This is a genomic window from Corynebacterium maris DSM 45190, assembly GCF_000442645.1.
In the GTDB taxonomy this organism is placed as follows: Bacteria; Actinomycetota; Actinomycetes; order Mycobacteriales; family Mycobacteriaceae; genus Corynebacterium; species Corynebacterium maris.
Genome location: NC_021915.1, coordinates 2,274,471 through 2,287,301, shown reverse-complemented (window position 1 = coordinate 2,287,301; position 12,831 = coordinate 2,274,471). Strand labels below are relative to the sequence as shown.

The following is a 12,831-nucleotide window of genomic DNA, read 5'->3' as shown; positions in this document are numbered from 1 at the left end:
TGATGGGGGCGGTTAGTGGCCATGTCTGCCCGTTCACATACCTACCGGTGGGACCTCAACGGGCTCCGTGGCGTCGCCATCGGACTGGTGGTCTTATTCCACGTCTTCGGTGACCGTGTCTCCGGCGGCGTGGACGTCTTTCTCCTGCTGTCCGGGTACTTCTTCCTCGGCTCGCAGCTGCGCTACGCCACCCGTCGCAACGCTTCCCTCAACCCCTGGTGGCCCATCTGGCGCACCCTCCGGCGCCTGATCCCCAGCCTGGCGGTGGTGCTGGCCACGACCGTCGCGCTGGTCTTCTGGCTGGCCCCGCACTTGATGAGCCCCGAGCTGGCCAAACAACTGCCCGCCAGCCTCTTCCACTACCTGAACTGGGAGTTGATTCGCCAGGACGCGGACTACGCGGCCGCCTCCGCCGACACCTCCCCGCTGCAGCACCTGTGGTCGATGTCGGTGCAGGGACAGTTCTACCTCGTCGCCATCTTCTTCGCCCTGGGATTCGCCGTGCTCGTGCGCCGCCGGGGCTGGGACGACGCCCGGGTGCGCCGGGTCGCGGGCCCGATCCTGATCGGCCTCACCGCGCTGTCCTTTGCCTGGGCCTGCCGGGGCGGGCTGATCGGCACGCCCGCGAACTACTATTCGACGTTCTCGCGCATGTGGGAGCTGACCCTGGGCGCGGTGCTGGCGCTGTACCTGCCATACCTGCGGATCCCGCAGCGACTGGCGGGCCCGGCCACCGCCGTCGGCCTGGCCATGATCGCGCTCACCGGCTTCCTCATCCCGGTGTCCCTGGCGTTCCCGGGTCCGGCGGCACTGCTGCCGATCGGCGGCGCCGTGCTCATCATCGCCGGTGGCGGCGACAACGCGACGTCCCGGTTCCTGGCCGCCCGCCCCGCGACCTGGCTGGGTGGGGTGGCCTATCCGCTGTACCTGTGGCATTGGCCGCTGCTGATCATCCTGACCACCGCGACGGGCAACCAGACCCCGCCGCTGTGGCTGGGCGTGGCGGTCATCGCCCTGTCGCTGGTGTTGGCGGACCTGACCCACCGTTTCGTGGAAACGCCGCTGACCCAACGCTCCCGCCGCCCCACGCGCGACCAAAAACCCATGCGCTCCGCCCTGCGGTCGCTGCGGGACCGGCCCGGTCAGCGCCGCGCGGCCAGCGGCGCCGTGGTCAGCATGATCGTCGTCGCGCTGCTGAGCGTCAGCCCCGTCTACGCCTCGTATCTGACGAGCCTGGACAACCAGGAATCCAGCCCGACGCTGCACCCCGGCGCCGCGGCGCTGGACGGCCCCGCCGCGCCCGACTGGGCGCCGCTCCAGCCGGACCCGGCCTTCGTCGCCGGCATCCGGCCCGCGCCCACCGTGGACAAGTGCATGATCCACCGGGGCGCACCCGTGGACCGCTTCGCCGACGAGGAGTGTGTCTACGGCGACCCCGCGGCCGAGGCCACGGTGGTGCTCGCCGGCGGATCCCACGCGGAGACCTGGATGACGCCGCTCGATGAGCTCGGCCGTGCCCACGGCTTCCGGGTGGTGCCGCTCCTGCGGCAGGCCTGCCCGGTCGTGCTCGGTGAGCACTACGGCGTCAGCGACGACTGCGCCGCCTGGTCGGAGGGGGCGGTCGAGCGCATCCTCGAGCTGGACCCAGACGTGGTGATCTCCACGACGACCCGGCCGATCCACTCCGGCGGCCCTGGCCCCGACCTGGTGCCCGCCGGCTACGAGAACTTCTGGCGGACACTGGACGAGCACGGCGTGACCTTCTTCGGCCTGCGCGACAATCCGTGGGTGCACGGGCGCGATCAGGGCGTGCCCGACGCCAACCGGTGCCTGCTCAACCACGCCGCCGGCGGCGCCACGTTCGTCGACGACCCCGATCCGCTGATCGCCTGCGCCGTGCCGCGCGCCGAAACCTACGCGCCGGTGGATCCGGCCGCCGCCGTGCTGGCGCAGTACCCGTCGGCGGTCGCGGTGGACACCGCGGACTGGTTCTGCGGGCCGGAACTCTGCCTGCCGGCCATCGGCAACGTCCCCGTCTACCGCGACGACGACCACGTCTCCAACGCGTATGCGGCCACGCTCGCCGACCTGCTGTGGGAGCGGTTGCGGCCGGCGCTGGGGCGGTAGGTCAGCGGGAGTGCTGGGGCGTGGCGATGCCCGGCCCGCGGCAAAAAGAAAGACTTAACCCCCGACCTCATATGAGGTCGGGGGTTATTCTTCGGGGTGGCTGACGGGGCTCGAACCCGCGACACCCAGGATCACAACCTGGTGCTCTACCAGCTGAACTACAGCCACCATCGCTGCCTCAAAAGCAGCGAGATTAACCTTAGCCCACGGCCTCGAAATAGTAAAAATCGCTGCTAGACGCCGTGTTTCCGGAGATCTTCCCGTACGGAGGCGGGTTCCCCGGACAGCGGCAGCCCGGTCGGGTCGTGCACGCCGTCCAGCCGGTCCGACGTATCGGCCTCGAGGGTGGCGAACGCCTCCGGCCAGTCGTCGACGGGCTCGCCGGGGCCGGAAAACAGCTCCAGCGTGCGACCGGCCGCGGCGGGCGTGCACACCGCCTCCACCAACGCGGCCGCGATGTGGCGGCGTCGCACCCCGCGCATGGCGCTCAGTGGAGTGGCGTCACCCTGCTCGAATTCGGGGCGGTCGTCGCCGGGGGAGTGGCCGTCGAACCAGCCGGGCCGGATGATCGTGTGCCGCAGCGCGGAGGCGCGCAACAACCGCTCGCCGCGGCGGCGCCACTCGAGGATCTCAGAGAACGCGGGGATGTCCTGGGTGACGGCGATCGCGGACATCAGCGACACGGGCGTGCCCGCCGGCAGCGTCTCGACGGCTGTGGCGATGACCCGGTAGTTGCTCTCCGGTTCGGCGTCGTTGCCGTGCGCGAGCACCACCGCGTCTACGCCGTCGACTACCGGCGCGAGCTGGCGGGCGTCGGTGGCGTCGGCCTCGTGCAGCGTCAGGTTCGGGTCATCGAGGTGGCCGCCGAGCACGCGCCGGGCGCGGCGGGTGGAGCGGTTGACGGCGCGCACCTGCAGGCCGTGGTCGAGCGCGTGGGCGACGGCGAGTCGGCCGTTGGAGCCGGTGGCGCCGACGATCGCGAGGGTGGTGGGAGGTGGTGCGACGTTACTCAAAGTGCTCCTGGAAAGCGTCGGTCGACGCCTGCTTGGCCTCCTGCGCCTCCGGGGAGGCGGGCCCGGGGACGTCGACGAAGACGGTGCGTCGGTAGTAGTCGAGTTCGCGGATGGATTCGACGATATCGGCCAGCGCGCGGTGCGACATCCCCTTGTCGGGCTGGTTGTAGTACGCCTTCGGGAACCAGCGGCGGGCCAGTTCCTTGACCGAGGAGACGTCGACCATGCGGTAGTGCAGGGCGGCGTCCAGGCGCGGCATCTCCTTGCGGATGAAGGCGCGGTCGGTGGCGATCGAGTTGCCGGCCAAAGGCGCGGGATGCTCGGGATGGCAGTGCTTTTCGATCAGGGCAAGGACGGCGTCCTCGGCCTCTGCGATGGTGACGGTGGAGGAGCGGATCTGGTCGGTGAGCCCGCTGGTGGCGTGCATTTTGGTGACGAAGTCGTCCATGTGGGCGAGGTTCTCTTCGCTGGTGTGGACGACGAGGTCGACGCCTTCGCCGAGGATGTTCAGGTGGGCGTCGGTGATCAGCGCCGCGACTTCGACGATGACGTGCTTGTCCAGGTCCAGGCCGGTCATTTCGAGGTCGATCCAGACGAGGCGGTCGTCTTTTGCGGGCGTGTCCGGGGTCATTTTGTGGGTCCTTTTGGGTTGTTTCGCATTGATGATCCCACCTTATCGGAGCGGGTGGGGCGGGCTGGGTTCTCATGTGTACGTCCTCCGCGGGGCACTAAATGCTGCATGATGAATCCGCCACAGCCACTACATGTAGTGCTAGGCGGCTATGGGTGTGATATGAATATGCAATCACCGTGGGGTAGGGTTCGGTTTAGCCCGATTACATCCGTGTAATTACATGGATCCCGCCACCGCAACAAAGGACCCGCCATGACCGCGCCCGTCACCCCAGCCGCCGCCCTGTCCCCGGCCACCGAGGACCTCGCCCGCACGATCGCCGTGCGCAAGAAGGACGGCCGTACCGTGGCGTATCGCCCGCGCAAGATCCTCAACGACCTGAACTCCGCCGAGCGCGTGTTCGGCGTCGAGTTCCACGCGTCGAAGGCCCAGCTCGTGGAGACCGTAACCCGGCGCGCCGCGGAACACCGCACGATCGACGGCGCCGAACTCTTTCGCATCGTGGAGGACGTGTTGGCGCAGGCCCCGGCGGTGTTGGCCGCCTTCCGTGAGTACAAGCGTCGTCAAGATGAGTTGATCGCCGATTCCACGGACGTGGCGCGCGCGATCGCCCGGGTCGTGGAGGGCGATGCCAAGGTGCTGGCGGAAAACGGCAACAAGGACGCACGCACCTTCACCACGCAGCGGGAGATCCTCGCTGGCTCGGTGACCAAGGCGAAAGGACTGCAGCTGCTGCCGACGGACATTCGTCGCGCGCACATCAAGGGCCTGATCCACGTCCACGACCTAGATCGCTCGCCGTTTGCGGCGATGCCGAACTGCTCGCTGCCGGATTTTGAGTACTTGCTGAGCAACGGCTTCGTCCTCGGCAACGCGCGGATCGAGCCGCCGCGCTCGATCGGGGTGGCGACGACGTTGCTGGTGCAGCTGCTGGGCGCGATCAGCGGGGAGCAGTACGGCGGCATCTCGATCCACGAGATCGACAAGCTGCTCGAGCCGTACGCCGAGATGACCCTGGAGAAGAACCGGGCGCTGTTTCACGACGCCGGGGCGCCGGACGCGGACGGGTGCGCGAAGAAAAAGACGGTCAAGGACATCTACGACGCCATGCAGGCCTTCGAATATCAGGTCAACACCCTGACCACCGCGGCGGCACAAACCCCGTTCACCTCCATCTCCTTAGGCATGGGCACGTCCTGGTGCGCACGCGAAATCCAGCAGGCGATCCTTGCGGTCCGGGAGAAGGGCATGAGCGGGGAGACCGCCATCTTCCCGAAGATCCTCTTCTTCGTCGACGAAGGAATCAACCTCGCCCCGGGCGACCCGAACTACGACGTCAAGCAGGACGCGATGCGCTGCTCCATGCGCCGCATCTACCCGGACCTGATCTCTGTGCCGCGCATCCGGGAGGAGAAGGGCGGGCAGCTGATCACCCCGATGGGGTGCCGCTCTTTCCTGCACCCGTGGACCAACGCCGATGGCGAGCACGAACTCGTGGGCCGCAACAACCTGGGCGTGGTCTCGATCAACCTGCCGCGCATCGCCGTCGCCGCCGAAGGATCCCTCGAGGACTTCTTCGCCGGCCTGGACGAGGCCATGGACCTGACGGTGCGCGCGTTGAAGATCCGCGAGGACGTCGTGCTCTCCGCCGACCTGGACAACGCGCCGGTGATGTACACCCAGGGCGGCATGGGCGACCCGACCGGCAAGACCAGCGTGCGCGACTTCTACACCGGCGAGAATCACAAACGCTCCTCGATCTCCATGGGCTATATCGGCGTCCACAACGCCATGGTCGCGCTGACGGGGCAGCGGCGCTGGCACGACAACGCCGAGCACCGCGCCCTGTCACGTCGCATCCTGGAGCGCATGAACACGCGCGTCGACGCCGCCCAGGCGGACTTCCACGCCCGCATGTCCGTCTACGCCACCCCGTCGGAGTCCCTCTGCGACCGCTTCGCCGAACTCGACCGCGCCCGCTTCGGCGAGATCGCCGGCGTCAACGACACCGAGTACTACGAAAACTCCTTCCACTTCCCGAGCCACCTGGACACCAACCCGGTGGCCAAGATCCGCTTCGAAGCCGAGTACATGCCCCTGACCCCGGGCGGGTTCATGTACTACGTCGAAGCGCCGAACCTGCTGGCCAACCCCGCCGCCTTCGAGGCCATCTGGGACGAGGCCTTCGACCACGTCGGCTACTTCGGGATCAACTCGCCGGTGGACGCCTGCTTCGTCTGCGACTTCGAGGGCGAATTCCGCTGCGACGCCGACGGCTACGTGTGCCCCGGCTGCGGCAACCGCGACGAGTCCCAGGCCTCGGTCACCCGCCGGTTGTGCGGCTACCTCGGGGCGCCGATGAAGCGTCCCGTGGTCGCCGGCAAGCAGTCCGAGATCACCGCCCGCGTCAAGCACATGTAGAAGGAGGCCGTCTCATGTACCGCGCGCCAAACACCCCCGCCGAACGCTTGACGACGATCGCCCGCGCCGATCAACGCTCCCGCACCTGGGCACAAATCGACGTTATGCGCATCGCCGACTACAAGCCTTTCCAGGTCCTCGACGGCGAAGGCCTGCGCTGCTCGCTGTATGTCTCGTACTGCCCGTTTCACTGCCTCGGCTGTTACAACAAGGCCGCGCAGAAGAAGGGCTACGGGTTCGCCTACACCGCGGAGCTGGAGGAACGCATCCTGCGGGATCTCGCCGAACCACATGTGGCCGGCCTGACGCTGGTCGGCGGCGAGCCGTTCCTCTCCGCGAAGCATCTGCTTGGCCTGGTGCGCCGCATCCGCACCGAGCTGCCGGGCAAGACCGTCTGGTCCTACTCCGGCTACACGTGGGAAACCCTGCAGATCTTTGACGACGAGCGCCGCGATCTGCTCCGCGAACTCGACGTGCTCATCGACGGCCAGTTCATCGCCGAAGAGCGCGACGAAGCACGCTTGCCGACGTTCGCCGGATCTTCCAACCAGCGCCTCATCGACGTGCCCGCCTCCTTGGCCGACGGCGTCGTCGTGGACTATGAGGCGGCGGTAGTGCCGGGGAAGACCGGTCGGTAGTCTGAAAAGATGATCATAGTGATAGCGGCAGTCGGTCTCCTCCTGATCGCCTTCTGGGTGTGGGCCGCCCTGGTGGCGCGCCGGTGGAAGAAGACCGCCGACGAACTCGCCGAGCGTTCCTGGCCGACCCGGAAATTCGACGCCAGCATCGACTCCGACCCCCACCGGCTGGCCGTGGCCACCGGCGGGCGCTCCGGATTGCTGACGGTCCTGCTCGTCCAGGCCCGCCGCCAGGGGCTTCTCGACGTCGGTGAACGCGGCCTCGAGGCGACGCAGACCCTCCGCCCGGACTCGCCTGACCTGGTTGAACGCGTCGCCGCTGAAGCCACTGCCGAAAACGCCGCTACGGTGCTGCAAGACCTGTCCACCGCGCTCTGGGAGGCGGCACGGAAAACCGCGGGCCGGCTCCAGCACGGTGGACTGTGGCGCAGCGACGAAGAATACGAGGCCTACCGGCCGCTGCGCGAAGCCGACCAGTCCTTCGTGGGCACCAAACAATGGACCTACGTGGTGACCTTCGTCCTGTTGTTTCTTCTGCTCGGCTATGAAGCCTTCACCGGCGAGCCGATGCTGTCGGTGATCATCTTCGCCATCGTGCCCTGGCCGCTGGCCTACTCCTGGTGGGTCGCCTCCAAAGTCCAGCGCGTCGCCTACCGCCTGGTCACCGACGCCGGCTACGGCTACCGCCGCACCCTCTACATCCGCAACGCCGAACAAAAACTGCGCGACACCTACACCGAGCGCTACATCAAGGACCTGAACCCGAAGATCAAGAAGCTGCTCACGCGTCCGCTGAAGCTCTCCGACTTCGACCTCCGCGTGGCGCTGTTCGGCACGCTCGCGCTGAAGGAGGACAAGTCCTTCCAGCGGCAAGTCAAGAGGCTCGGCGATTCCGTGAAGTCCGCCTCCGTCGCGGCCTCCCGCGCCGGGGAGGGGGAGACCGGCCTCGATACGATGCTCAACGACTATGCGCGCTTCGGCGACGGCGTGCAGCGCGACGAAATCACCGCCACCGCGAACCTAGACAAGAAGGTGTAAGGCGGGACCCGGCTGTTGCCCCATAGGCGTTACCCCATAGGCCTCGTTTTCACCCCGGTTTCCGCTGTTTTCGGAGCCCTATGGGGCAACGCCTATGGGGTAGTAAGGTGGCGCGCCCGCCGGGCGAGCGCCTGCGCGATCAGATCCACCATCGGGACGCTGCCGTCCGCCGCCGGAACCATGTCGGCGTGCCCGATCCGCAGAACCGTGTACCCGAGGTTCTGCAGGGCCTTTTCCCGCTGCCGCTCTTCCCGGAGAACCTGATCGGTGGGCTTGCCGTACGTGACCCCGTCGTACTTGATCTGCCCGTCCACCTCCACGACCAGCCAACCGTCGATGAGCAGATCGACCCGGATCTGCCTGCCGCCCACTGCCACGCGGGCTTGCGTGCGCACCTTCTTCACCCCGGGCAGCGCCGCCAGGTGGATGAGCGCACGGGCCTGCGATTCCTTGGGGCTCTCGGACTTCTCGTCGCACAGCTGGACCGCCCGTCGGTAGGTGGCGATGCCCCGCAGCCGGAGATGCTCTCCCGCGGCGGTGAGCCGTTGCACGTTCAAGCCGGGAAAGCGCCGCAGCGCGGAGTCAATTACGACGACCCCTTCGACCACCCCGTGATGGCGGGCGACGTCGACCAGGGTGCGCTCGACGCCGGTGACGCGGAGGCCGTCTACCACCACAATCTCGGTGCGCGGCACGCGGCTGCCGTAGTAGCGCGTACGCGGCGCCCGCTGAGACTTCGGGGGCGTCCGGTCGCTGTTCACATAACCCAGTTCGACGGTGTCGTCCCAGCTGAGCACCTCGATGCCGAGGATGCGGGCCGCCGACAGGGAGCACAAGACCGCCCGGTCCGCGGCCATGCCGAAGGCCCGGGCCCGGACTTCGGCCCGCTCCCACGGTGGCAACCTGCGGTAGGTGGCGGCGTCGACGGCGATTTCTGGGGTGAGCGACAGGAGCGTGCCGTCGGCAAGCTGGGCGCGGGTGGCGGTGTCGTAGCTGGTCAGGCGGCGAAGGTCGGTGAGCATGCCGCCCAGCGTGACAGGGCCGGCGCACACTGGGCGGGCCGCCGACGCCGGTTTGTGGATGAGCCCCGCCCATCCACAGGAACGACCGACTAGCTCATCTTCGAGTAGAACCACCCCATCAGCGGTGAGAGCAACCCGCTGGGGGCGTAGGTGGAGATGAAGTCCATGCCCTTGGACAGCGGGCCGGGAACGACGCGGCGTCGATTAGCGGACAGCGCTTCCAGGGTTTCCTCGGCGCAGGACTCGTAGGTGGTCCAGAGGAAGTCGGGCACGACTTTGTCCACGATGGATTTCTCGGCCTCGGGGATCGTTGCTTCGCGCACGGGGCCGGGCGCCAGCAGGGTGCAATGCACGCCGGTCTTCTTCAGCTCGTAGTGCAGCGCCTCCGTGAAGGTGTTGACCCCGGCTTTGGTGCCCACGTAGGTGGCGTTATTGGGGATCGGCACGTTGCCGGCCGCGGAGCCGACGTTGCAGATCGCGCCTTCGCCGCGCGGAACCATCTGGTCGACGGCGAGCCTGGTCAAGCGGAACACCGCCGTCGCGTTCAGCTGGTATTGGGCGACTTCGTGGCCCCAGTCCTGCTCGGCGAAAGGCCCGAAGGTGGCGATGCCGGCGGAATTGACCATGATGTTGACCTCCACCTCGGCGAGCCGTCCCAGGAGCTCATCGACGTCCGCCTGCTCCGACAGGTCGCACGGGTAGACCTCGACGTCGACGCCGTGGGCGGCCTCGATTTCGGCGGCGATCTTCTCCAGCACCTCCCGGCGGCGGGCGACGAGGATCAGATTGTGCCCGAGCGCCCCGAGCTGACGAGCGATCGCCTCACCGATGCCCTGGGAGGCGCCGGTGATCAGGGCGCGGGCGGTGCGCGACGGGGTGGGAAGTGCCATGTGTGAGCTAACTCCTAGCCGAAAAGGGGTCGTAGATTGCCTCAACGGTAGTGGAACCGGGGGCGAAGAGCCGCGATCTGTCTTAAGGTGAGGAAGCTGTCTGGCTGATCGTCGCGAAAGGTGCGCTACCGTGTCCCCATTGTCCTCTCCTCTTCGTCGGGTCGCCGCCGCGGTGGCCGGGGTGGCCGTCGCCGCCACGCTCGCTCCCGCAGCGGCCGCCGCGCCGGTGGCCCCGGGCGCCCCTCTGCGGATCTCCCCGGCCGACCCGAGCCTGCCGGGCATCCCCGACGAGTTCGACACCTTCGCCTGCTCCCAGGGCGTCTCCGGTGAAGTCCGCCGCCAGGACGGCACCACCGGCCCGGTCATGCTCACCGCCGCGCACTGCGTCAACAGCCTGCACCCGGAGATGCCGTTCGCGGCGGAGGTCAAGGTGCCCAAGCACGGCGGTGACCAAGTCGTCGGCACGCGCGGGGCGTCCGGCGGGCCCATGGCCGAAAACGCCGAGGTGTCCTCCGTGGACAGCACCGTCGAGCTGTTCACCTCCCAGGACTGGGCCGTCGTCGACCTCGACCCGGCCGTGCCCACCTCCCGGCTGTCCGAATCCATCGACTACCACGGCAACCCCAGCGGCCACGGCGTCGCCATGACCGGCGTCCGCGACTACCGGAACGTCCCCGGCGGCCAGGTCCGCGTGGACAACTTCGGCCAACCCATCTGCAAGGACGGCATGGTCTCCGGGCGCTCCTGCGGCGTGCAGATCGCCCGCACCCAGCACGCCGTGTTCAGCTGGGGCCTCAGCTACGCCAGCGGCGACTCCGGCGGCAACAACTTCGACCCCAACACCGGTGAGGTCATCGGCGTGACCAGCCAGGGCGTCGGCCCCTTCGGCCGCACCCAGACCGCCGACGCCGCCCTCCAGGACGCCTACGACATCCCCGACGGCCAGGTCAACGACCACTTCACCCTGCCCGAATCGGCCGCCCCGCACGACACCGACTTCCGCGCCTTGGAACAGGACGGCTCCCAGGCCCTCGGTTGGATGGAGCACAATGGCTACGCCGCCGCAGAAACCGCCGCGCCGGGCGAGCAGAGCACCCAGGAACCGGCCGCCCCGGCCAGTGTTCAACAGCACACCGACCAGCTGCTTGAGCACGTGCAGTCCGGTGACGTCGACGCCGCCCTGGACACCGCCCGCCACGCCGTCGACGCCGCCCTCGGCGACGCCCAGGCCCAGTGGTCCGACGCCCTGCCCGCCCCGCTGCACTTTTAATCCCCTCGCCGCGGGCACCGCGTAGCGTGAAGTCATGAAGTTGTGGATCGACGCAAGCGCCGGAGTCGCCGGCGACATGCTGCTGGCGGCCCTGGTGGACGCGGGCGCGGACCTGGACGAGGTGCAGCGGGCCGTCGACGCCGTCGTCCCCGGCGCGGTGCGCCTGCGGGCGGAAACCGTGCGGCGCGCCGGGCAACGCGCGCTCAAAATTCACGTGGACGCCACCGACGAGGGCCAGCCGCACCGCACCTGGACGACGATTCGTGCCTTGTTGAACGAGGCGGCCCTCCCGGAGCGCACGCGCGCCGACGCCCTGGCCGTCTTTGAGCTGATCGCCCGCGCTGAGGCCACGGTGCATGGCGTGGACCCGGAGACGATCCATTTCCACGAGGTCGGCGCGCTGGATTCCCTCGCCGACGTGGTCGGGGTGTGTGAGGCGATCCGGCAGCTGGGAGCGACGACGATCAGCTCCTCGCCGGTGGCGGTCGGTTTCGGCCGCATCACCGCCGCGCACGGCGACATCCCCGTGCCCGTGCCGGCGGTGGCGCAGCTGCTGCTCGGCTGGCCGACGACTTCCGGCGCGCTCATCGGTTCAGACCGCCTGGTGGGGGAGTTGACGACCCCCACCGGCGCCGCGCTCATCCGCCACTTCGCCGCGCAGGCGGGCCCGCTTCCCGACGGCACTGTCACCGGCGTCGGCGTGGGCGCGGGGACGAAGGACACCCCGGGGCGCCCGAACGTCACCCGCGTCTTCGTGCTTGCCGGCGAGCGTCCTGACCCCAACCCCGACACCGGCAGGTTGGTGCAGATGGAGGCGAACGTCGACGACCTGGATCCCCGCCTCTGGCCGGGGGTGCTGCAGGCGCTGCTGGACGCCGGCGCCCGAGACGCATGGCTGACGCCCATCTTGATGAAGAAGGGGCGTCCCGCCCACACCGTGCACGTGTTGGCCGACGAGGCGGACGCGGAGACAATCCGCCGGACGCTGTTTCACGTCACCACCACCTTCGGCGTGCGCTGGCGGTCCGTGGCGCGGGAGGGGCTCGACCGGCGGTGGGAGAGCGTCGACGTCGAGGGCCACGCGGTGCGGGTCAAGATCGGCTCCCGTGGCGGCGAGGACCAGACCCGCCAACCAGAGTTCGACGACGTCGCGGCCGCCGCCCAGGCGCTGGGGCTCAGTCAGGAAGAAGTGCTGCGCCGGGCACAGGGGCAGGGTTAGAGGGCGGTGCCGGTCGTCGGTACGCTCAGTGAGCTGAAGTCGACGCCTTCGTGGCGCAGCAGCCAGATTTTGGCGGCCATGCCGCCGCTGTAGCCGGTCAGGGAACCGTCGGCGCCGACGACGCGGTGGCACGGCACGATGATCGAGACCGGGTTGTGCCCCACCGCGCCGCCGACGGCCTGCGAGGACATGGACTGCCTACCCAGACGGGCCGCGGCCTGCTTGGCCAACGCCCCGTAGGTGGTGGTCTCCCCATAGGGGACGTCGGCGAGCAGCGCCCACACGGACCGCCGGAACTCGCTGCCCGCCGGCGCCAGAGACAGCTCACCGGGGTCGGGGCGCTCGCCGTCGAAGTAGCGGTCCAGCCAGTCCGCGGCGTGCGTCAGGGCGGGCACACCGGAGTCTTCGACGACGTCTTTCGGCATGGTTTTATCGGTGTGGCGGTGGTGTTCGAACCACACGCCCAGCAGCTGCCCCTCGGTGCCGGCGAGGAAGAGTTCGCCCAGCGGGGACGGGTGGCGAGCGCCGAAGATAGCCATGGCCGCCATGGTAGTCGCCG

Annotated in this window: 11 protein-coding genes and 1 tRNA gene; 6 read left to right on the top strand and 6 right to left on the bottom strand. The window is 68.7% G+C overall.

Annotation, left to right across the window (positions count from 1 at the left end):
* Positions 1–21 precede the first annotated feature (21 nt).
* The gene (locus B841_RS10650; protein WP_041631874.1) at positions 22–2,127 is read left to right on the top strand and encodes an acyltransferase family protein; all 2,106 of its coding nucleotides are present in this window, start codon (positions 22–24) and stop codon (positions 2,125–2,127) included.
* Between the two features lie 95 nt (positions 2,128–2,222).
* Here B841_RS10650 and B841_RS10645 read toward each other — a convergent pair.
* The 3 genes from B841_RS10645 to orn form a co-directional block, all read right to left on the bottom strand.
* Positions 2,223–2,295, bottom strand: a tRNA-His gene (locus tag B841_RS10645).
* 65 nt (positions 2,296–2,360) lie between these two features.
* Complete coding sequence (locus B841_RS10640) at positions 2,361–3,140, bottom strand: NAD(P)H-binding protein (RefSeq protein WP_020935508.1); 780 nt, start codon at positions 3,138–3,140, stop codon at positions 2,361–2,363.
* Entirely contained in the window at positions 3,133–3,771 is a 639-nt protein-coding gene (gene orn, locus B841_RS10635) for an oligoribonuclease (RefSeq protein ID WP_020935507.1), read from the bottom strand. The genes B841_RS10640 and orn overlap by 8 nt, the downstream gene beginning before the upstream one ends.
* A gap of 255 nt (positions 3,772–4,026) precedes the next feature.
* Between orn and nrdD the strand changes: the two genes are divergently transcribed.
* Genes nrdD through B841_RS10620 form a run of 3 tightly spaced genes read left to right on the top strand, consistent with a single transcriptional unit; the run spans position 4,027 to position 7,871 of the window.
* Positions 4,027–6,195: an anaerobic ribonucleoside-triphosphate reductase gene (gene nrdD / locus B841_RS10630; protein ID WP_020935506.1), complete on the top strand. Its 2,169-nt coding sequence runs from the start codon at positions 4,027–4,029 to the stop codon at positions 6,193–6,195.
* A 14-nt stretch (positions 6,196–6,209) separates the two neighbouring features.
* Positions 6,210–6,833, top strand: a complete 624-nt coding sequence (nrdG, locus tag B841_RS10625) for an anaerobic ribonucleoside-triphosphate reductase activating protein (protein ID WP_020935505.1) — start codon at positions 6,210–6,212, stop codon at positions 6,831–6,833.
* Positions 6,834–6,842: 9 nt separating this feature from the next.
* A complete protein-coding gene (locus B841_RS10620) occupies positions 6,843–7,871 on the top strand; it encodes a hypothetical protein (RefSeq protein ID WP_041631873.1) in 1,029 nt (342 codons plus the stop codon).
* A 92-nt stretch (positions 7,872–7,963) separates the two neighbouring features.
* Here the strand turns inward: B841_RS10620 and B841_RS10615 are convergent, their stop codons facing one another.
* Together B841_RS10615 and cmrA are read right to left on the bottom strand one after the other, a co-directional pair.
* On the bottom strand, positions 7,964–8,893 hold the full coding sequence (locus B841_RS10615) for a PDDEXK family nuclease (RefSeq protein WP_052337760.1): 930 nt from the start codon (positions 8,891–8,893) through the stop codon (positions 7,964–7,966).
* 89 nt (positions 8,894–8,982) lie between these two features.
* Positions 8,983–9,783 (bottom strand): mycolate reductase, encoded by an 801-nt coding sequence (gene cmrA, locus B841_RS10610; protein ID WP_020935502.1) that lies wholly within the window; start codon positions 9,781–9,783, stop codon positions 8,983–8,985.
* Positions 9,784–9,913: 130 nt separating this feature from the next.
* Between cmrA and B841_RS10605 the strand changes: the two genes are divergently transcribed.
* The gene (locus tag B841_RS10605) at positions 9,914–11,053 is read left to right on the top strand and encodes a trypsin-like serine protease (protein ID WP_020935501.1); all 1,140 of its coding nucleotides are present in this window, start codon (positions 9,914–9,916) and stop codon (positions 11,051–11,053) included.
* Positions 11,054–11,087: 34 nt separating this feature from the next.
* Positions 11,088–12,272 carry a nickel pincer cofactor biosynthesis protein LarC gene (larC, locus tag B841_RS10600; RefSeq protein WP_020935500.1) on the top strand — a complete coding sequence of 395 codons (1,185 nt, stop codon included), beginning with the start codon at positions 11,088–11,090 and terminating at the stop codon, positions 12,270–12,272.
* On the opposite strand, the gene B841_RS10595 is transcribed toward larC, so the two are convergent.
* The gene (locus B841_RS10595; RefSeq protein ID WP_041632325.1) at positions 12,269–12,811 is read right to left on the bottom strand and encodes a methylated-DNA--[protein]-cysteine S-methyltransferase; all 543 of its coding nucleotides are present in this window, start codon (positions 12,809–12,811) and stop codon (positions 12,269–12,271) included. The two genes, larC and B841_RS10595, sit on opposite strands and share 4 nt — an antisense overlap.
* Positions 12,812–12,831: the final 20 nt, after the last annotated feature.